Annotated in this window: 19 protein-coding genes; 10 read left to right on the forward strand and 9 right to left on the reverse strand. The window is 68.4% G+C overall.

From position 1 onward, the window contains the following. Positions 1 to 185: 185 nt before the first annotated feature. The 5 genes from ACLARN_RS24045 to ACLARN_RS24065 all read right to left on the reverse strand — a co-directional run bounded on the left by ACLARN_RS24045 (position 186) and on the right by ACLARN_RS24065 (position 4762). Positions 186 to 1244, reverse strand: coding sequence for a zinc-dependent alcohol dehydrogenase family protein (locus ACLARN_RS24045; RefSeq protein WP_409493710.1), 1059 nt, complete (start codon positions 1242 to 1244; stop codon positions 186 to 188). Between the two features lie 186 nt (positions 1245 to 1430). Continuing rightward, a complete protein-coding gene (locus tag ACLARN_RS24050) occupies positions 1431 to 1811 on the reverse strand; it encodes a transcriptional regulator (RefSeq protein WP_409493787.1) in 381 nt (126 codons plus the stop codon). A gap of 187 nt (positions 1812 to 1998) precedes the next feature. Continuing rightward, entirely contained in the window at positions 1999 to 2682 is a 684-nt protein-coding gene (locus ACLARN_RS24055; protein WP_409493711.1) for a metal-dependent transcriptional regulator, read from the reverse strand. A 35-nt stretch (positions 2683 to 2717) separates the two neighbouring features. Beyond that, positions 2718 to 3167, reverse strand: a complete 450-nt coding sequence (locus ACLARN_RS24060) for an N-acetyltransferase family protein (protein ID WP_409493712.1) — start codon at positions 3165 to 3167, stop codon at positions 2718 to 2720. A gap of 5 nt (positions 3168 to 3172) precedes the next feature. After that, positions 3173 to 4762 carry an amidohydrolase gene (locus tag ACLARN_RS24065; protein ID WP_409493713.1) on the reverse strand — a complete coding sequence of 530 codons (1590 nt, stop codon included), beginning with the start codon at positions 4760 to 4762 and terminating at the stop codon, positions 3173 to 3175. 47 nt (positions 4763 to 4809) lie between these two features. On the opposite strand from ACLARN_RS24065, the gene ACLARN_RS24070 reads away from it, so the two are divergent. The 4 genes from ACLARN_RS24070 to ACLARN_RS24085 are packed head-to-tail and all read left to right on the forward strand — an operon-like array spanning position 4810 to position 8153. Beyond that, positions 4810 to 5553: an enoyl-CoA hydratase/isomerase family protein gene (locus ACLARN_RS24070; protein ID WP_409493714.1), complete on the forward strand. Its 744-nt coding sequence runs from the start codon at positions 4810 to 4812 to the stop codon at positions 5551 to 5553. After that, entirely contained in the window at positions 5550 to 7094 is a 1545-nt protein-coding gene (locus ACLARN_RS24075) for an AMP-binding protein (RefSeq protein WP_409493715.1), read from the forward strand. Before ACLARN_RS24070 ends, ACLARN_RS24075 begins: the two co-directional genes overlap by 4 nt. Before the next feature lie 35 nt (positions 7095 to 7129). After that, on the forward strand, positions 7130 to 7765 hold the full coding sequence (locus ACLARN_RS24080) for a TetR/AcrR family transcriptional regulator (RefSeq protein WP_409493716.1): 636 nt from the start codon (positions 7130 to 7132) through the stop codon (positions 7763 to 7765). 58 nt (positions 7766 to 7823) lie between these two features. Further along, the gene (locus tag ACLARN_RS24085) at positions 7824 to 8153 is read left to right on the forward strand and encodes a hypothetical protein (protein ID WP_076158891.1); all 330 of its coding nucleotides are present in this window, start codon (positions 7824 to 7826) and stop codon (positions 8151 to 8153) included. Positions 8154 to 8220: 67 nt separating this feature from the next. Here the strand turns inward: ACLARN_RS24085 and ACLARN_RS24090 are convergent, their stop codons facing one another. Beyond that, positions 8221 to 9390 carry an acyl-CoA dehydrogenase family protein gene (locus ACLARN_RS24090; protein ID WP_409493717.1) on the reverse strand — a complete coding sequence of 390 codons (1170 nt, stop codon included), beginning with the start codon at positions 9388 to 9390 and terminating at the stop codon, positions 8221 to 8223. 125 nt (positions 9391 to 9515) lie between these two features. Here ACLARN_RS24090 and ACLARN_RS24095 point away from each other — a divergent pair, with 125 nt between their 5' ends. Further along, a complete protein-coding gene (locus ACLARN_RS24095) occupies positions 9516 to 10841 on the forward strand; it encodes a cation:dicarboxylate symporter family transporter (protein ID WP_409493718.1) in 1326 nt (441 codons plus the stop codon). After that, positions 10838 to 11527 (forward strand): 4'-phosphopantetheinyl transferase family protein, encoded by a 690-nt coding sequence (locus tag ACLARN_RS24100; RefSeq protein WP_409493719.1) that lies wholly within the window; start codon positions 10838 to 10840, stop codon positions 11525 to 11527. Before ACLARN_RS24095 ends, ACLARN_RS24100 begins: the two co-directional genes overlap by 4 nt. Here the strand turns inward: ACLARN_RS24100 and ACLARN_RS24105 are convergent. After that, positions 11524 to 12672, reverse strand: a complete 1149-nt coding sequence (locus tag ACLARN_RS24105; protein WP_409493720.1) for an isochorismate synthase — start codon at positions 12670 to 12672, stop codon at positions 11524 to 11526. The genes ACLARN_RS24100 and ACLARN_RS24105 overlap by 4 nt on opposite strands. A 107-nt stretch (positions 12673 to 12779) precedes the next feature. Continuing rightward, entirely contained in the window at positions 12780 to 13091 is a 312-nt protein-coding gene (gene mihF, locus ACLARN_RS24110; RefSeq protein ID WP_005155963.1) for an integration host factor, actinobacterial type, read from the reverse strand. A gap of 450 nt (positions 13092 to 13541) precedes the next feature. On the opposite strand from mihF, the gene ACLARN_RS24115 reads away from it, so the two are divergent. Both ACLARN_RS24115 and ACLARN_RS24120 read left to right on the forward strand, forming a co-directional pair. After that, positions 13542 to 15179 (forward strand): long-chain fatty acid--CoA ligase, encoded by a 1638-nt coding sequence (locus tag ACLARN_RS24115; protein WP_409493721.1) that lies wholly within the window; start codon positions 13542 to 13544, stop codon positions 15177 to 15179. Positions 15180 to 15269: 90 nt separating this feature from the next. Further along, positions 15270 to 16532, forward strand: a complete 1263-nt coding sequence (locus ACLARN_RS24120) for an ABC transporter substrate-binding protein (protein ID WP_409493722.1) — start codon at positions 15270 to 15272, stop codon at positions 16530 to 16532. Here ACLARN_RS24120 and ACLARN_RS24125 read toward each other — a convergent pair. After that, the gene (locus ACLARN_RS24125) at positions 16529 to 16963 is read right to left on the reverse strand and encodes a hypothetical protein (RefSeq protein ID WP_409493723.1); all 435 of its coding nucleotides are present in this window, start codon (positions 16961 to 16963) and stop codon (positions 16529 to 16531) included. The two genes, ACLARN_RS24120 and ACLARN_RS24125, sit on opposite strands and share 4 nt — an antisense overlap. Positions 16964 to 17135: 172 nt before the next feature. On the opposite strand from ACLARN_RS24125, the gene ACLARN_RS24130 reads away from it, so the two are divergent. Then, positions 17136 to 18857 carry a TIGR03767 family metallophosphoesterase gene (locus ACLARN_RS24130; RefSeq protein WP_409493724.1) on the forward strand — a complete coding sequence of 574 codons (1722 nt, stop codon included), beginning with the start codon at positions 17136 to 17138 and terminating at the stop codon, positions 18855 to 18857. A 189-nt stretch (positions 18858 to 19046) separates the two neighbouring features. Beyond that, positions 19047 to 20312 (forward strand): C39 family peptidase, encoded by a 1266-nt coding sequence (locus ACLARN_RS24135; protein ID WP_409493725.1) that lies wholly within the window; start codon positions 19047 to 19049, stop codon positions 20310 to 20312. The last annotated feature ends 27 nt before the right edge of the window (positions 20313 to 20339 follow it).

Here is a 20339-nt window from a genome sequence, read left to right on the forward strand (position 1 = left end):
GATGAGCCGATGGCCCCGCACCATCACCCCGGCCGCGGCGAACCGGGCCAGCACGCGCCGGACGAGACGCGGCCGAGACGGAACGTCCGTGACTGTCACAGCGGAAAAACCTGCCACAACGAGCAGCGAGAAGCCACCTTTCGGACTACTCCGATCGGCCGGTTGACCACTGTGCGTTCACCCGGTTACAGCGCGAGGTCGACCACCGTCACCCCGGCCCGCGCGGGCACCGGGTCGTTCATCTCCGCCAGCACGGCGGGGACATCGTCGAGGCCGACACGCTTGCCGATCATGCCCGCGAGGTCGATCCCGGCGGTTTCCACCACCCGCAGCATCTCGGGGTACTCGTGCGCTTGCAGGCCGTGGATGCCGACGATCTCCAGTTCCCCGCCGATCACCCGGTGCATCGGGATCGGCGCGATGCCCTGCGCGGGCGGCATCAGTCCGGCTTGGACATGGCGTCCCCGCTTCCGGAGGCTGCCGATCGAGGCCGCGCAGGTGGTCGGCGAGCCGAGGCAGTCGAGCGAGACGTGCGCGCCGCCGCCGGTCAGCTCCCGGACAAAGAGAGCGACGGCTTCGTGACCCTCGAAGCCGGAAGGGTCGACGACCGAAACAGCGCCCATCCGCGCCGCCAGCGCCCTGGCCTGCGGAGACGGGTCGACGGCGACGACTGACGCGCCGGCCGCGACGGCCAGCAGGATCGCCGAGACACCGACGCCTCCGCAGCCGTAGACCGCGACCCACTGGCCGGGCCGGACCCCACCTTGGCGCAGCACCGCCCGGAACGCCGTCCCGAACCGGCAGCCCAGCGCCGCCGCCTCGGCCGAGGACAGCGAGTCCGGCAGCGCCACGAGGTTGACCTCGGCGTTTTCGATGGCGACGTACTCCGCGAACGAGCCCCAGTGGGTCGCGCCCGGCTGGAACTCGCGGTCGCAGATCTGCTGGTCACCGGCCGCGCATTGAGCACAGGTGCCACAGGCGCAGACGAACGGCACGGTGACCCGGTCGCCCGCCGACCAGCCGCGGACGCCCTCGCCGAGCGCCGTGATCCGGCCGGCGAGTTCGTGCCCGGCGACGTGCGGCAGTTTCACCGACGTGTCGTGCCCCTGCCAGGAGTGCCAGTCGCTGCGGCACACGCCGGTCGCGTCGACGGCGATCACCACCCCGCCCGGCGGCACGGCCGGATCCGGCACCTCGCGCACCTCGGGCAGCACCCCGAACTCCTCGAAGACGACCGCCCGCACCGGCACTCCCTCTGTCTCTCGGTGAACCCGCGTCCGCGATCGACGTCGGCAGGGCGCTCGTCGGCGATGCACGTCACGTTCTGCATCCAGGGCGCCCTGCCACCGCGATCGCGAGGCCTTCGGCCGGGGCTGGTTCACGCGTGTGGTCTTGTTCCAGTGAAACGTCCCGGCTCCGCCACCCAGCCTCTACGTCTCCCGGCCTCGCGGCATCACCAGGCCCTCGCCCGGCACCGTACACCGGGGCGCCCGCCCCCGCGGCGGCCCGAGAAGCCGTGACAGTGACTCCGACGGCACCCCGAGGACCTCCTCGAGATTCTTGAGCACCAGCAGGGATTCCGGCCGTTCGGGACGACACCTCCCCGACTGCCAATGGCTCAGCGTTGCGAGACTGACCGAGCACCCCCGCCCCCGCAGCCGATACCGGATCCGGTCGAGACCGAGACCCCTCGCCCTGATCGCCGCCCTGAGGGCGTCCGCGAACGGCCCGCTCTCCAGCAGCCGCCTGAGTTCACGTCCTTCCGCCACCCCCCGGTCGATGGTGTGTGTCCGCTGACCGGTCATCGTCATCGCCTTCGCACGCTCGCTAGCCACCCGGAAAAGCGCAGCCTAGGCGGGCGAACACATGATCGGAAGGGCCTTAGATCACCTATCCGCCCGGCATGTGGGTGACGTGCCCGAGAGCCGAATTATGCAGGGACGTAGGGAAAATTCCCACCGGACGACCCGGGCGAAATGTGTCCACAGTGGACACAAGTCAGCGCAAAGCGACCGACAGCGCCTGTGCGATCTCCTTGCCGATCGCGTGCGTCGCCGCGTCCGGCGGCGAGCCGACCTTGACCACCATCGGGCCGCCGAAGGGCTGGCGTTCGACGACCTCGATCCGCTCGCCGAGGTTGATGGCGTGCTCGGTGAGATACCTCAGGAGTTCCGGATCGGTGTCCCAGACGCGGACGATCTCGCCGACCGCGCCGGGCGGGAGGTCGTCGAGGATGCGCATCGGCATCTCCTCGACGCTGCCGTCGGGGGCGGGGATGGGGTCGCCGTGCGGGTCTCGCACCGGGTTGCCGAGCTTCGCGGCGATGCGTTCGACGAGCCTGTCCGACACCGCGTGTTCGAGCGCGTCGGCCTCGGCGTGCACCTCGTCCCAGGTGTAGCCGAGTTCGGACACCAGGTAGGTCTCGATCAGCCGGTGGCGGCGGAGCACCGAGCGGGCGAGCTGCCTGCCCTCGGTGGTCAGCTCGATCCCGCGGTACGGGACGTGCGCGACCAGCCCCAGCTGGGACAGCTTGGTGACCATGCCGGACGCCGAAGACGGGCTGACCTCCAGCCGTCCGGCCAGCGACGTGTTGGTGACGGCCTCACCGCGTTCCACCAGCCCGTAGATCACCCGGACGTAGTCCTCAACGGACGACGACCTGCGATTTGCCGCTTCACCCATGGGTGCGAGTTTACGGCTTGCCGCTTGGCCGCGACTCACCCAGCGTGCGGCCGCCAGCGGTACCGGATCCAGCCTGGGACCTGCTCGGCGCCCAGCTGGGCGTAGAACGCCTCACCCTTCGCGTTGCCCTCCTGCATGTCCCATTCGACCCGGCCCGGCGTCCGGGCGGCCAGCTCGTCGAGCAGCTCCCGACCGAGGCCGAACCGGCGGTGGCCGGGGCGCACGAAGAGGTCGTCGAGCCAGATCCCGGGCCTGGCCTCCCAGGTGGAGAAGTTCCAGCTGCAGAAGGCGAAGCCCGCGACCTCACCCGGCTCACCCGGCGGGGTGGCGAGCAGCACCCAGGCCTTGGGAGCGGGCCCGAAGAGGAACCCGGCCATCTCCTGGCGGTCCAGCTTCAGGTCGTGTTTGTCCTCGTAGACCGCGTGCTCCTCGATGAGCGCGCAGATCTCCTCGATGTCGTCCGCGACGGCGTCCCGTACCGGCATCAGTGTCAGCTCCGTTCGTAGACGAGGTCGCCGCCGACGGCGGTGGCGACGACGTGGATCGAATCCAAAGTGGACTCGTCGGTCGGGTCGGCCGAGAGGACGGCGAAGTCCGCGAGCTTGCCGGGCAGCAGCGTGCCCAGGTCCTTCTCGGCGAAGGCGGCATAAGCGGAGCCGTAGGTGTAGGCGTGCAGTGCCTCGGCCGGGGTCAGCCGTTCCTCGGGACCGAGGACGACGCCGGACGAGGTCTTCCGCCGCACCATGTCCGCCAACGCGAGCAGCGGCGCGCCTTCGACGACCGGGCGGTCCGAGCTGGCGGGGAGGACACATCCCGCGTCGAGCAGGCTCTTGAGCCGGTAGCACCAGGGTTCGCGTTCCGGGCCGAGGGCGGCGCGCATCCCGTCGCCGATCTCGTTGACGAACCGGCCCTGCGGCGACGCGATCAGCCCCAGCGACGCCAGCCGCTTCAGCTCCTCGGGCCGCAGCACCGCGCAGTGCTCGATGCGGTGCCGGTGATCGGGCCGCGGATCCGCCTTGAGCGCGGCTTCGTAGGCGTCGAGGACGACGGTGATCGCGCGGTCGCCGATGGCGTGCGTCGCGATCTGCCAGCCCGCCTTGTGCGCGGCGGCGATCGTCCGCGCGATCTCGTCCTCCGGCACCTGGAAGTAGCCGACGTTGTCCGGTTCCCCGGCGAACGGCTCGTGCATCGCGCAGGTCCGGCCGATCAGCGAACCGTCGGCGAACAGCTTCATCGCGCCGATCCGCAGCCATTCGTCACCGAATCCGGTGCGCATCCCCAAGTCGAGACCGAAGCCCGCGCCCGCATCGAGATCGTGCAGCACGCTCGCCGCGACCATGACCGTGCTCCGCACCCGAAGCACCCCGCGGTCACGCGCCAGCTGGTACGCGGCGAGTTCGGCAGGGGTCTCCCCCACGAGACCCCCGCCGATCCCGGCCTCCTGGACGCTCGTGATCCCCTCGGAGAGGTATCGCGCGCTCGCCCGGTCCAGCCCGCGCACGACGGCCTCCACCGGCGTCGGGTAGGTCAGCGGCCGCAGCATCAGCTGGGCCTGTTCCCGCAGTAGCCCGGTCGGCGAACCGTCCTCGTCGCGGACGACGTCACCGCCCACCGGGACGTCGGCGAGGTCCAGCTGCTCCAGCACCGCGGAATTGACCACGGTCATATGCCCGGACGTGTGCTTGAGCCGCACGAGGTGCCCGGGGGCGGCGCGATCGAGCCCTTGCCTCGTCGGATGGCCGCCCACGAGCTTGTTCTGGTCGTAGCCGCTGCCGATGATCCAGCCGCCCGGCGGCGTTTCGGCCGCGCGCCGCGCGACGGCGTCGTACACCTCGTCCACGCTGCGGCAATCCGACAGCGCGACGTCGTCGAGAGCCATGCCGAACCAGGCCATGTGGTTGTGCGCGTCGTGGAAACCGGGCACCACCACCGAGCCGCCGAGGTCGACCCGGCGTTTTGCGGAAAGCGCGGCGGCATCATGGCCCAACGCGACAATTCGGCCGTTCAGCGCCGCAAGCGCTACGGATTCCCCCGCTCCAGTGAGGAACCGGGCGTTCTCGTAAACCGTGTCGACCCGCATGGATTCGACCCTATCGATCGATCGATCGGTCGTCTAGGCTCGGCCTCATGAGCACCGTGGACTACGCACTCGACGACGGCATCGCCGTGATCTGGCTGAACCGCCCCGAACGGCTCAACGCGGTGGTCGCCGAACTGGTCGACGACCTGCTGGAGGCGCTCGAAGCGGCCGCGCACTCGGACGCGCGGGCGGTCGTGCTCGCCGGCCGGGGACGCGCGTTCTGTGCCGGGCACGACCTCAAAGAGCCCACCCCGGAGGGTGATTCACGCCCGCGACTCGACCGGCTACAGGACGTCACCCGCCGCCTTCGAGGGCTTCGCCAGCCCGTCATCGCCGCGGTCCACGGGTACGCGATCGGCGCGGGGGCCGAGTTCGCGATGGGCTGCGACCTGATCCTCGCCGCCGACGACGCGGTGTTCGCCTTCCCCGAGGTCTCGCTCGGCCTGAGCGTCACGGGTGCGGCGTCGCGGCTGCTGCCGCTGCTGGTCGGCCCGCTGAAGGCCAAGGAACTGCTGCTGCTGGGCGAGCGGGTGAGCGGCGCCAAGGCGCATGAACTCGGCCTGGTCAACGCCGTCCTGCCCGCCGACGACCTGATGGACACCGCGCTCGACTGGGCGGCCCGGATCGCCGCCCATCCGGCCGCCGCGGCCACCATGGCCAAACGCGCCCTCGATTCCGGCATCGACAGTTCGCTGGATGCCGCGCTCGAACTCGAAGTCAGCCACGCGCTGATCACCGAGCACTCCGCCGCCGTCCTCGCGTCGGCCGAGGCGTTCCGGAGCCGGACATGACCTCGCTCGCCGGGATCGACACCCTCCTCGGACTGACCGGCCGGGCCGTCGCGCTCTGGCCGGACAAGACGGCGTGGATCTTCGACGCAGGCGGCGAACGCCTCACCTTCGCCGACGTCGACGCGCGCAGCACGGAGTTCGCCCGCGCGCTGGTGGACCTCGGTGTGAAGCCGGGCGACCGGGTCGCGGTGATGCTGCGCAACCAGCCCGAGTTCCCGTTGCTGTGGCTGGCCTTGGCCAAGATCGGCGGGGTACTCGTCCCGGTCAACACCGGGTATCGCGAATTCGACGGCGCCCACGTCCTCCGGCATTCCGGTGCCAGGTTCGCCGTCGCGGCCGAGGAATTCCTTGAGCTGCTGAACAAGATCGCGCCGGAGACCTCCCTCGAACGTGTGCTCACGCCCGGCGAACTCACCGATCCCGGCGGCGAGCAGGCCTTCACGAGCGAAGGCGAACGCCCGGTCAACATCCAGTACACCTCGGGCACCACGGGCGCGCCCAAGGGCTGCGTACTGCCGAACCGGTATTGGACGACGCTGGCGATCAGCCTGGCCACGGACTTCCCCACGGTCGGCGCGGACGACGTCATCCTGACCGCGCAACCGTTCCACTACATCGATCCACAGTGGAACGTCGCGCTGGGGCTGGCGGGCGGCGCGACGCTGGTGGTGCTCGACCGGTTCCACCCGTCCACGTTCTGGGAGAAGGTCCGCGAACACGGCGTCACCTGGTTCTACTGCCTCGGCCTGATGCCAACGCTCCTGCTGCGCCAGCCGGAAAGCGCACTGGACAAGGCACACCAGGTCCGCGCGATCTGCGCTTCGGCCATCCCGCGCGACCTGCACGCCGCGCTCGAAGCACGCTGGGATACGCCGTGGTACGAGGCCTTCGGCATGACCGAGACCGGCGGCGACATCCGGATGTACCCGGCCGATCACGAGGAGACGATCGGCACCGGCTGCCTCGGCAGGCCCGCGCCCACCCGCGAGGTGATGATCGCGGACGCGGACGGGAAACCCCTGCCACGCGGGGAAACCGGCGAGCTGCTGATCCGCGGGGTCGGGCTGATGCACGGCTATCACGACGACGTCGAAGCGACAAGGCGCGCGTTCGACGGCGGCTGGTTCCACACCGGCGATCTGGCCACAATGGACGACGAGGGCCGCGTGTACTACGTGGGCCGCACCAAGGACATGATCCGCCGCAGCGGCGAGAACATCTCCGCCGACGAGGTCGAGCGGGCCTTGCAGCTGCATCCGGCGGTCAAACTCGCCGCCGTCGTCGCGGTGCCGGACGAGATCCGCGGCGAGGAGGTCAAGGCGTACCTCGTCCTCGAAGAAAACGAGGGCCACCAGTGCGAACCGGCCGAACTGGCGGAGTTCTGCTCGGCGAAACTGGCCTACTTCAAGGTTCCCCGGTTCTGGGCCTTCGCGGCCGACCTGCCGATGACGCCGTCGGAACGGGTCGCCAAGGGTGAGCTGAAGAAGGCCGGAGACCTGCGTGCCGGATCCTGGGACAGGGCCACCGAGACATGGCTCTGAACATGGACCCTCGGCGGGAAAAAGAACCTCGGGTCGTGAACACTCGCGAACGGGTCCGCCAGGCCGCGGTGAAACTGTTCGCCACCAAGGGGTTCCACGGCACCGGCATCCGGGATCTCGCCCAGGAGGCGGAACTGTCCTCCGCCAGCCTGTACCACTACATGGGCACCAAAGAGGACCTGCTGGTCGCCATCATGAACGAGTCGCTGCGGCGGCTGCTCGACGCGGCCGAGCAGGCGACCGCCGGGCTGGCCGATCCCGTGTCGCGGCTCGGATCCCTGGTGGCGCTGCACGTCCTCGCGCACGCCATCCAGCCGGATGACACCCGCGTGGTGGACAACGAGGTCCACGTGCTCACCCCCGGCGCCAGGGCCGAAGTGGTGGCACTGCGCGACGCCTACGAAAGGCTGTGGGCCGACGCCATCGAAGACGGTGTCGCGGCAGGTGTCTTCCACACCGACCAGCCTTCGGTCACCCGGCTCGCGCTGGTGGAGATGTGCAGCGGGGTCGCGCGCTGGTATTCGCCGCGCGGGCCGCTCACCCTCGACCAGCTGGCCTCTCATTACGCGGAACTGGCGCTGCGGGCGTTAGGCTGCCCTGGACCGCTGGGGCCCGCCCACCTGCAAAACTGCCGTGAAGTGGTCTCGGGAGTGTGGCGAGTGCCCGTTTAACGGCGACTCATACCCAGTACGCCTTGCTCAGAAGGCTTGTCTGGGGGACGCTCGAAGGGTGACTGAGCAAACGATCCAACTCGAACTGGACGACTCGGGTCTCTCGCCGGCGTTGCCGGTGCCTTCGAACCCCCGTGATCAGGTGCAGGACGTCCCCTACCGCCCGGTGGGATTCCGGGACGACGACCTGCCCACGGCCCTCGAACGGTGCGCGACATGGCTACGCCAGGCTCAGGAGTGGCTCGGGGAACCGGTCGATGTGCTGGCCGTCCATCTCGACTACGACGACCGCAAGGGTTCGCCGTATTATGACGTGAAGCTTCTCTGCAACGAGGAGGACCTGGCCGGGGTCCCGATCGCGATGCGGACTCAGAAGGACGACGACTAGCCTGCCGATGTCATGAACGGACCTTTCATAACAAATTTTGTTATGAAAGGTCCGTTCATAACAGGCCTCAGCCCAGGGTGCCGCCGACCTTGACGTGCCCCTTCAGCAGGTTGCGCGCGATGGTCCGGCGCTGGATCTCGTCGGTGCCCTCGTAGATCCGCAGCAGCCGCAGTTCGCGGTACCACCGCTCGACCGGCAGTTCCCGCGTGTAGCCCATTCCGCCGTGGATCTGCAGGACGCGGTCGACGATCTCGTTCGCCTTCACCCCGCCGTACAGCTTCGCCATCGACTGCGCGTGCCGCGAGTCCAGCTTCTGGTCGACCTGCCAGGCGGCGTGCAGCACCAGCCAGCGCAGCGCCTCCAGTTCGGTGCCGGAGTCCGCGATCATCCACTGGATCGCCTGGCGCTCGGCGATCTTCTGCCCGAACGTCTCCCGCGTGTTGGCGTGCTCGATGGCCATCGAGATCAGCCGTTCGCAGGAGCCGATCGCGCGGGCGGGCAGCAGGTAGCGGCCGGCGCCGATCCACTGCATGGCGAGGTCGAAACCGTGGCCGAGTTCGCCGAGGATCTGCGTCTCGGGCACGCGGACGTCCTCGAAGACCAGCGCCGCCGGACCCCATTCGCCCATGGTGTCGATGTATTCGGACTTCCAGCCCGCGTCACGGTCGACGAGGAAGCAGGTGACGCCGCCGTTCGCGCCCTTCTCGGGGTCGGTGATCGCGAAGACCATCACGAAGTCGGCCTCGTTGCCACCGGTGATGAAGGTCTTCTCGCCGTTGATGACCCAGTCGGTGCCGTCCTTGCGGGCGGAGGTCCGGATGGCCTTGGCGTCCGAGCCCGCGCCGGGTTCGGTGATCGCGAAGCACGACTTGCGGTCGCCCGAGATCGTCGGGAGCAGGTAGCGCTCCTTCTGCTCGTCGTTGGCGTAGTACAGGATGTTGTCCGCGGCACCGCCGAAGCGGAACGGCACGAACGTGCGGCCGAGTTCGGCCTCCAGCAACGCGGTCATCACCGCGGACAGCCCCATACCGCCGTACTCCTCGGGCGTCTGCACACCCCAGAAGCCGGACTCCTTGGCCTTCAGCTGCAGTTCGCGCAGTTCCTCGCCGGTGAGACCCGGCTGACCGGCGCGTTCGCGGCGCAGCACCTCCTGCTCACGCGGCATCAGGTCGCGCTGGACGAACGTGCGGACCCAGTCGCGCACCTCGCGTTCCTCGACGCTCAGAGAGAAATCCATGGTCGGCCCGCTCCTGTTCGGCATTGACTAAGCGCTCGCTTAGTCAGCGTACCGCTTCGGTTGTCGTTCGCCGAGGAGTTGTCATAAGTTTTCGCGACCTGTTCTCTTCTCGTCGAAGGGCACCCATGAGCACGGAACAACCCGCGGCGAAGCGGGACCGGACCCATTACCTCTACATCGCCGTCATCGTGGCAGTGGCGCTCGGCATCGCGGTCGGCATCCTGTTCCCCGCCCTCGGCAAGGAACTGAAGCCGCTCGGGACCGGGTTCGTGAACCTGATCAAGATGATGATCTCGCCGATCATCTTCTGCACGATCGCGCTGGGCGTCGGCTCGGTGGCGAAAGCCGCGAAGGTCGGCCGCGTCGGCGGGCTCGCACTCGGCTACTTCCTGGTGATGTCGACGGTCGCGCTGGTCATCGGCCTGGTCGTCGGCAACATCCTGCAACCCGGATCCGGCCTGCACCTGACCCCGGAGATCGCCGAAAAGGGCCAGGGCCAGATCGCCAAGAGCGAAGGCACCGTCGAATTCCTGCTCGGGATCATCCCGAAGACGCTGGTCTCGGCGTTCACCGAGGGCGAGGTGCTCCAGACGCTGCTGGTCGCGCTGCTCGCCGGGTTCGCGCTCCAGAAGCTGGGCGCGAAGGGCGAGCCGATCCGCCGCGGCATCGAGCACATCCAGCGGCTCGTGTTCCGGATCCTCGCGATGATCATGTGGGCGGCCCCGATCGGCGCGTTCGGCGCGATCGCCGCCGTCGTCGGTGAGACCGGCTGGAAGGCGTTGCAGAGCCTCGCGGTGATCATGCTCGGCTTCTACATCACCTGCGCGCTGTTCGTGTTCGTGGTGCTCGGGCTGATCCTCGGCCTGCTGGCCAGGGTCAACATCTTCAAACTGCTGAAGTACCTCGGCCGCGAGTTCCTGCTGATCCTGTCGACGTCGTCGTCGGAATCGGCGCTGCCGCGGCTGATCGCGAAGATGGAACACGCCGGCGTCTCTAAACCCGTGGTGGGCATCACCGTGCCGACCGGGTACTCGTTCAACCTCGACGGCACCGCGATCTACCTGACGATGGCGTCCATCTTCATCGCCGACGCGCTCGACAAACCGCTGACCATCGGCGAGCAGATCTCCCTGCTGGTGTTCATGATCATCGCGTCCAAGGGCGCGGCGGGCGTCACCGGAGCCGGGCTCGCGACGCTGGCGGGCGGCCTCCAGTCGCACCGGCCGGAACTGGTGGACGGTGTCGGGTTCATCGTCGGCATCGACCGGTTCATGTCCGAGGCCCGCGCGCTGACGAACTTCGCGGGCAACGCCGTCGCCACCGTGCTGATCGGCACTTGGACCAAGGAGATCGACCGAGAGCAGCTGGACCGGACACTGAGCGGCCAGTCGCCGTTCGACGAAGCGACTTTGCTCGATGAACATGCTGAATCGGGTAAAAAGGAGGTGTGATCGAATGTGCGGTCCGCTGGTCCCCGCCCCTGTCCGCTGAACCCCGGTTCCTGGCCTTGCTCGACGAGGTGGAGCGAGGCCGGTACGACAACTACCGCCAGGACATCGACAAACGCCGGTTCCTGACCGGCCGAGTGCTGGCGAAGACCGTCGCCGCCGAGCGGCTCGGCCTTGCGGTCGAGGACGTGAGCTTCGACGCGACCTGCGACGACTGCGGCAAACCGCACGGCCGTCCCAGGGTGCCCGGCGCGGCGCTGATGCTGTCGATCTCGCATTCCGGCGACCTCATCGGCGTCGCGGCCACCGCCGGGACCCCGGTCGGGCTCGACGTCGAGACCGCCACGAGGCGGGCCGACGACTCGCTCATCGAGTACGCGCTGAGCCCGGCGGAGCAGGCCGCGGTCTCCGGTCTGCTCGCCGAGCAGCGCACGGCGGCGTTCTTCACCTACTGGACGCGCAAGGAAGCGGTCATGAAGGCCACCGGGAAGGGCCTCAAGATCCCGCTCCAGAGCATCACGTTCTCCGGGTACGACGAGGAGGCGAGGCTGGTCCGCTCGGGCGACACGGCCCTCGACCCGGCACGGACGCGGCTCGTGGACCTGAAGGCGACCGAGGGCTACCGGGCGGCCGTCGCACTGCTGACGACCGACGAAATCTCGGTCACCGAAGACTTCGTGGCCCTCTAGATCTCCAGGCCCATGGCGGCCAGCAGGGTGCGGAACTTCGCCGACGTCTCGTCCAGTTCGGTCTGCGGATCGGAGGCGGGCACGATGCCTCCGCCCGCGTACAGCCGCATGGAGGTGTCGGCGATCTCCGCGCACCGGATCCCGACGGCCCATTCGCCGTCTCCGGCCGCGTCGACCCAGCCGACGGCGCCCGCGTAGTACGCGCGGTCGAACGGCTCCAGTTCCTGGACCAGCGAGCGCGCGGCGCCGGTCGGGGTGCCGCAGACGGCGGGCGTCGGGTGCAGCGCGGCGGCGAGGTCCAGCGCGGTGACGCCGGAGTCGATCAGCTCGCCGGTGACGGTCGTCGAGAGGTGCCAGATCGCCGGCGTCGAGACCAGTTCGGGGCCGCGGACGTCGAGGGTGCGGCAGAACGGCCGCAGGATCTCGACGACGGACTCCACCACCACGGCGTGTTCGAGGTGGTCCTTTTCGGACGCCAGCAGGGCCTCACCATTGGCCTTGTCGATCGCCGGGTCCGCCGACCGGGGCATCGACCCGGCATGCGGCCGGGACAGCACCGAACCGCCGGTGCGGGACAGCAGGAGTTCGGGGGTGGCGCCGACGAGCGTGCGCCCGCCGGGCAACTGCGCGGCGTAGGTGGTGTGCCGGGGGTTGCCGTTCGCCAGGTTCCGGACGACGTCGGCGACCGGGACGGCCTCGGCGAAGTCGAGATCGAGCGCGCGGGCCAGGACGACTTTGCGCAGGTCCCGGTCGCTCAGCGCCGAGACGGCCGCGCGGACGGCGGCGAGATGCGCCGCCGGTTCGGGCACGGAAGTGACCTTCACCGGCTGCGGAAGCGCGGTGCGCGGCGGGACGGCCGCGCGATCGGACGACGCGCGGTGCACCGAACGAGGCAGAACCAGGTGGCTCGGCGTCGAAGTGCCCTCACCAGTGTCGAAGGGCAGCACTCCGACCGCGATCGGAGCACCCGAGCCGGTGAACAGCCCCGGGAGTGCCCGGGACAGCCGCGCCGGATCGGTGTCGGTCGCGGTGGCCGCGACACCGCTCGCGAGGAGCGCGTGCCGAGCCGTGGCCAGGAGGAAGTCTCCCCGCTCGTAGCGGGCGGCCAGGTCTGCCGGGGTCGCTGGTGCGGTACTGGTCGTCACCCCACCAGCGTCCCAGGCTCCGGCTGAGACCAGGGGAAAGTGTTGCCCGGGCAACAGCCTCTCAGGCAACACCTTCCCCTGGTCAGCCCGTGACCTGGGCGGAAGCGTTACTTCAGCGCCTCGAGGAGGGCCTCGCGCTGCCGCTCACCCAGGCCGGCGGCGCGCCGGTCCGGGTCGATGCCGGCCTGCTCCAGCAGGGCGGCGACCTTGACCGCGCCCAGGCCGGGGACGGCCTTCAGCAGCTGCGTGACCTTCGTCTTGCCGATGGTCTTGTTCTCCTTGGCCTGCTTGAGCACCTTGTCGATGCTCTCCTTGCCGGACTTGATCGACGCAAGCAGCTCGGAGCGCGCCTTGCGAGCCTCAGCCGCCTTGGCGAGGGCATCGGCGCGCTGCTCCGGAGTCAACGTGGGCAGAGCCAACGTAGTAGTCCTTTCATCTCAGGTCTCCGCTTTCGCGGCCGACGGCCTTTACCCATGCTTGCGAGAGCAAGCGCTGGCCAGCCGTCTCTGTACCACGGCCCCAGTAAACGCCACCCGTTCCGCGACCGTGAAACCGACACGCACTTATTACCCCTCGACCACGCCATGGGCAACCCGCCCCAGCCTGCGGAAACACGCCTTTCGGGCGGCGATTCGATGGCGTTCATCACCCTTATGAGCGATGCCGCGACTTCGCACTGTTAGTCATTTTTCGTTTCATGGCAGGAAAAAAACGAATTATTGATGATCTTGACCCGAACCGGCGGCCACCCGTTAGCGCGACACTGTGACCGAACAGTTGCCCGCGACGTTACTGACCAGTTCACCCGACCCGCATTAGAGTCGGCCCAACCCCAGTTCACCGGAGAACGAGCACCACGGGAGTACACGATGTTGAGCACGATGCAGGACGGACAGCTGTCACTGGGCAGGCTGCTCCGCCACGGCACCAAGGTGCACTCCGAGAGCGAAGTCATCACCTGGACCGGTTCAGAAGCCCGTCGTGAGACCTACGGTGAGCTCGGCAAGCACGCCGCGCGGCTCGCCAACGCCCTCCGGAGCCTGGGCATCACCGGCGACCAGCGCGTCGGCACCTTCATGTGGAACAACGCCGAGCACATGGCCGCGTACCTGGCCATCCCCGCCATGGGCGCGGTGCTGCACACGCTGAACATCCGGCTCTTCCCCGAGCAGCTGGTCTTCGTCGCCAACCACGCCGAGGACCAGGTCGTCATCGTCGACGGCACGCTGGTCCCGCTGCTCGCGAAGCAGCTCCCCGAACTGAAGACCGTGCGTCACGTCATCGTGGCCAACGGCGACGCCTCCACCCTTCCCGCGCCCGACGGCGTCCAGGTGCACTCCTACGCCGAACTGCTGGCCGGCCAGCCGGACACCTTCGACTGGCCCGAGGTGGACGAGCGCTCGGCCGCCGCGATGTGTTACACCTCGGGTACCACGGGTGATCCGAAGGGCGTCGCGTACTCCCACCGGTCGATCTGGCTGCACTCGATGCAGGTCACCATGAGCGACAGCATGCGGCTGGCCCAGCACGACAAGGCCCTCGCGATCGTCCCGATGTTCCACGCGATGGCCTGGGGCATGCCGTACTCGGCGCTGATGGTCGGCGCGTCGCTGCTGATGCCGGACCGGTTCCTCCAGCCCGCCCCGATCGCGCAGATGCTCGACGTCGAGAAGCCGACCTTCGCCGGGGCCGTCCCGACGATCTGGCAGGGCCTGCTCTCGCACCTCGACGCGAACCCGCAGGACATCTCGCACCTGCGCGAGGTCGTCGTCGGCGGCTCGGCCGCGCCGCCGTCGCTGATGCACGCGTTCGAGGACCGCTACGACGTGCCGATCCTGCACGCCTGGGGCATGACCGAGACCTCGCCGCTGGGCAGCGTCGCGCGGCCGCCCGCCGCCGCCACCGGTGAGAAGGCGTGGGAGTACCGCTACACCCAGGGCCGGTTCCCGGCGTCCGTCAGCGCCAGGCTGATCGGCGACAACGGCGAGGAACTGCCGTGGGACAACGAAAGCGTCGGCGAACTCGAGGTGCAGGGCCCGTGGATCGCGGCGTCGTACTACAGCGGCACCACCGGTGACGAGCCCGACCCGGAGAAGTTCCACGACGGCTGGCTGCGCACCGGCGACGTCGGCAAGATCAGCCCCGACGGCTATCTCACGCTCACCGACCGCGCGAAGGACGTCATCAAGTCCGGCGGCGAGTGGATCTCCTCGGTGGACCTCGAAAACCAGGTGATGGCGCATCCCGCGGTGGCCGAGGCGGCCGTGGTCGGCATCCCCGACGAGAAGTGGGACGAGCGCCCGCTGGTCGCCGTCGTGCTCAAGGAGGGCCAGACCGTGACAGCCGAAGAACTGCGCGAGTTCTTGTCCGACAAGGTCGCGAAGTGGCAGCTTCCGGAGAATTGGACCTTTGTGGACGAAGTCCCCAAGACCAGTGTCGGCAAGTTCGACAAGAAGCGGCTGCGGGCGTTCCACTCCGAGGGAAAACTCGACATCAGTCAGCTCTAACGGGTTAATCTCCCGCGCGCCTGCCCTTCCGTGAAGGTCATCTTGAGGGACGCTGTCCCTCAAGATGACCTTCACGGAAGGGTTTTGTTGGTGCGTAAGACAAGCAGGCGCGCGTTCCTCGCGATGGCGGGGACGGCCGCGCTCTCCGCCTGCGGGTCGAACACCGTCCATTCAGGAAAGCCGGCCCCGTCGACGGCTTACTCCGCCGGGGTGACCCGGCCGAAACCGAAGCCGGTGGACCTCGCGCAGTGGTACCACCCGTACCCCGAAGCGGGTGTCCAGGAAGCCGTCACGCGCTACGCGGCCGCGTACCAGAAGTCCAAGGTCGCGGTGCAGTGGAATCCCGACGACTACGAGACGAAACTCGCCGCCGCGCTCCAGGCGGGCCCGGTCCCGGACGTCTTCGAAGGCCAGGTCACCCTGGACCGCGTCCGGCAGAATCTGCTCGTCCCGCTCGACGACGTCATCGGGCCCGTGCGCGGGGACTTCAACCAATCGGTCCTCGCGGCACAGACCGTCGACGGCAAGACGTACGGGATCCCGCAGGCACTCGACACCCAGGTCCTCTTCTATCGCAAGAGTTTCCTGCAAGAGGCCGGCGTGCAGCCGCCGCAGACGCTCGACGAACTCGTCGACGCGGCAAGGAAACTCTCCAAGGACGGTGTCAAAGGACTGTTCGCGGGCAACGACGCCGGGGCGGCCGCGCTCGCCGGTCCGCTGCTGTGGGCCGCGGGCCTCGACTACGTCAAGGACGGCAAGTCCGTCGGCTTCGACGATCCCCGCGCCGCGACGGTGTTCGCGAAACTGCGTGACCTCAACGGTTCGCTGCTGCTGGGTGCTTCGACGGACTGGGCGGACCCGATCCCGTTCATCGACGGGCTCACCGCCATGCAGTGGACCTGGCTGTGGAACCTGCCGAAGATCCAGGACACCATGAAGGACGACTTCGGTGTCCTGGCCTTCCCCCGGCTCGACGCGGCGGGCGCGCCGTCCGTCCCGGTCAGCGGGATGAGCGCGATGGTGCATTCCAAGAGCCTGAACCCCAACGCCGCCAAGGACTTCGTCAAGTGGCTGTGGCTGGAGCGCACCGACTTCCAGCAGGAGTTCGCCACCAAGTTCGGCTTCCATCTGCCCGCGCGCCTGAGCGTGCTCGACAAGCTCGCCCCCAGCACCGACGCCGCCCGGCTGGTCAAGGAGAACGGCCGCGCCGCCGGTCCACTGTGGACAGCGACGGCGAACACCGCGCTCGTCGACGCGCTCGGCCGGATCGTCCGCGACGGCGCCGACCCGGCCGCAGAGACGAAGGCCGCGGTCGAGGCCGTCAAAGCGGAACTGGGTCGCCTGGCGGCTTAGTCGCCGGAAACGCCCCAGATCGCCAGTTCGACGGCGACGTCGTCCTCGTAGAGCAGCGCGCAGTTCGCGCTCCAGCGCGGACGGCGTTCGTACGGCAGCCGCCCGGCCTTGTCGAGTTCATCGAAGCCGGCGACGGACGGCTCCTCGGTACCGAAGGCGATGAGGAGTTCGGCGTCGGTCAAGGGCCGGATCGTGCCGAAGTCGTCCTCTCCCGTGGCACTGATGAACTCGTGGACGTCGAGCACCGAATGGGTCCCGGACTCCTGGACGCTCTCCACCTCGTAGAGCTCCTCGACCGAATCCGGGCGGCCGAGTTCGTCCTCTTCCCAGAGGTAGTCGCCCTCCTCGAAGACGCGTGCCTTCATCGCGTCCAGCGCCGCTTCCGGGTCACCGTCGAACCGGCCGCGGACAGACCAAGCCGAAGCACCCACCGGGGCCACCTCCTCACTCGCCGAGCAGCAAGCTTAACGACCGCGGCCGCTAGAGCGTTCGGCCGAACGTGACAAATTTTCGCATTACCCTTTTCTGGCGTTCACCCCACGGCTAACGTCGTCCGGCATCGTCCTTCCGCGACACCCACCCGCGACGAGTAGGGGCACCGCCATGTCCGACATCTCCAGGCGCACCTTCACCGCGGCAGGCGCCGTCGGCGTCGGCCTGCTGCTGTGCACCCCGACCGCCAACGCGCTCGACCGGGCACTGGCGCGCACCGCGAGCCGGGCGGTGCGCACCGCGGGCACCACGCTGGAATCCGCGGCGGCGCCGATGAAGAGCGGCCCGGGCTACACCCGGCTGACCGCGGGCCCCGGCTGGCCGCTCGTGGTCCGAGGCGATCTCGCCGCGCCGAAGTCCGGCCGCGACGACCGGCGCCGCGCGATGGCCTCGTTCGCACAGTTCACCGACCTGCACTTCACCGACGCCGAAAGCCCGGCGCGGTTCGAGTACCTGCACCCGTTCGTCGGCTCGGCGCACCGGCCGCAGGAGACCCTCGGCCCGGTCGCGACGACGGCGCTGGTGGAGCGGGTGAACAGTCTCAAGGCTGGTCCGTTCACCGGGCGGGCGATCGACTTCATGGTCACCACCGGCGACAACACCGACAACCACGAGCTGATCGAGCTCGAATGGTTCCTCAAGGTGCTCAACGGCGGCACGGTGAACCCGACCTCTGGCGACCCGAACGCGCACGAAGGCGTCCAGACGTCGGGGTCCTCGCACTACTGGAACCCCGGCAAGACGCTGGACGACGCCTACACGAAGAAGGGTTTCCCTCAGCTGCCCGGCCTGCTCGGCGCGGCTTCGAACACGTTCACGTCGCCGGGTCTCGACGTCCCGTGGTTCTGCACGTTCGGCAACCACGACGACAGCATCGTCGGCACGGTGCCGGACCTGCCGGGGATGGACGCCTGGTACACCGGCCGGTTCAAGGTGATCGGCAAGGACGAGACGACGTCGAGGAAGCTCGCGAAGGCTATCGACGCCGGGTCCGGCGTGCCGATCACGGAGCTGTTCGGCGGCTCGGGCACGATCCGCGAGATCACCCCCGACGCGCGACGGCGGCCGTTCAGCACCGCGGAGTTCGTCCAGCACCACCTCGACGCGGCCAACACCGGCCCCGGCCCGGTGGGGCACGGGTTCAGCGGGAACAACGCCGACGGGCGGAACGTGTACTACACCTTCCGGATCGCGCCGGGCGTCGTCGGCATCAGCCTCGACACCACGACGATGGCCGGGCTCGCGGACGGGTCGATCGGGCTCGGGCAGTTCACCTGGGTGGAGAACACGCTCAAGCGCAACAGCTCGACGTACTACGACTTCTTCGGCCGCAAGGTCACGCAGAACGTGACGGATGAGCTGTTCATCCTGTTCAGCCACCACACCAGCGATTCCATGGGCAACGTGCTCCCGGACGCGCGGCATCCGCTGGAATTGCGGCTCAACGGCGACACGTTCGTCTCGCTGCTGCACCGGTTCCCGAACGTGCTGGCGTGGGTCAACGGGCACACGCACCGCAACAAGATCACCCCGCACGTCGGCAAGACGGCGAAGCAAGGCTTCTGGGAGATCAACACCGCGTCGCATATCGACTTCCCGCAGCACGCGCGGATCATCGAGGTCGCCGACAACGCCGACGGCACGCTGTCACTGTTCACGACCCTGATCGAAGCCGAAGCCCCGTACGAGGCTCCGTACTCGGACACCTCGACGCAAGCGCTTGCGTCGCTGTACCGCGAACTTTCGTACAACGACATCCACGCTTCGCTCACCGCCGTCGGCACCGCCCAAGACCAGAACACCGAACTGCTGTTACCGAACCCCCTCGCCTAACCCCTCCCGCAACTAGTCCTCTAGTTGCGGTAGTTGCGCACGGCAAGTACCGCAACTAGAGGACGAAACGCAGGAGCTGGTCGCGAAAGTGACACAGACTCAAGCCGTCTTGTAGCCAACTGTTTACATACCTCGCGCGACCGGCGAAAATCCCTTGCCTACTGGGTGGACACGGAGGATGGAGCCGGGATGCGCATACGAGGGCTGGTCACGCTGCTGACGATCGCGACAATGACCGCGGTGACGGCACAGACGGTGGAGGCGAGCCCCGGCAAGCCGGACGACGAGTCGATCGACTACCACGAATGGTCCGGTCAGCGCGGTTTCCGCGACGGCAGGCTCGAAGGGCTCGACCTCCACCACGGTGAACTGCGTATCGACCGCCCGATCGGCACCATCGAACACACCGAACCCGCGCTCGGCACCACGAAGACCTACGAATACGGCCAATGGACGTCGAGGAGCCACACTCAGGGCTTCGACGCCTCCCAGCTGGTCGCCTCGTGGAACGCGAAGACACCGGCCAAGACCTGGCTCAAGATCGAGGCGAAGGGCCGCACCTCGTCGGGCGCCGAGACGGCCTGGTACGTCATGGGCCGGTGGGCCAGCGGGGACGCCGACATCAAGCGCACCAGCGTCGACGGCCAGAGCGACGCCAACGCCGCGGTCGACGTCGACACGCTGGTCATGAAGGCCGGCGTCGCGCTCCGGTCGTATCAACTGCGGATCAGCCTGTACCGCGAAGCCGGTTCCCGTGCCACACCGTCGGTGACCTCGCTCGGCGCGATGACGTCGCTGGTCCCGGACCGGTTCGAGGTCCAGGCGACGAAACCGGGCCGCGCCACCGGGATCGAACTCAAGGTGCCCGCCTACGCCCAGAACCTCCACAAAGGACAGTTCCCCGAGTACGGCGGTGGCGGCGAGAGCTGGTGCAGCCCGACGTCCACCGAAATGGTCGCCGAGTACTGGGGCAAACGGCCCAAGCGCGAGGACATGACGTGGATCCCGGAGGGTTACGTCGATCCGACCGTCGCGTACGCCGCCCGCTACACCTTCGATCACGCTTACGACGGAACCGGCAACTGGCCGTTCAACACCGCGTACGCCGCTTCACTCGGACTGCGTGGGCACATCACCCGTTTGCACTCCTTGAACGAACTCGAGAACTACATCGCGCGCGGCATCCCGGTGATCACGTCGCAGTCGTTCAAGGCCGAGGAACTCGACGGTGCGGGCTACGGCACCGCCGGGCACATCATGGTCGTCGTCGGCTTCACGAAGGACGGTGACGTGATCGCGAACGACCCGGCCGCCAACAGCAACGACCAGGTCCGAAATGTCTACAAGCGACACCAGTTCGAAACGATCTGGCAGCGCACCAAGCGGTACAACACCACGGGCGGGGTCTCGGGCGCTCCGGGCGGGGTCGCCTACATCATCACGCCGGGGCACTGAACCGATACCGCACCCGAGCGGATGTCG

The organism is Amycolatopsis sp. cmx-11-12 (assembly GCF_046269425.1).
Lineage (GTDB): Bacteria > Actinomycetota > Actinomycetes > Mycobacteriales > Pseudonocardiaceae > Amycolatopsis.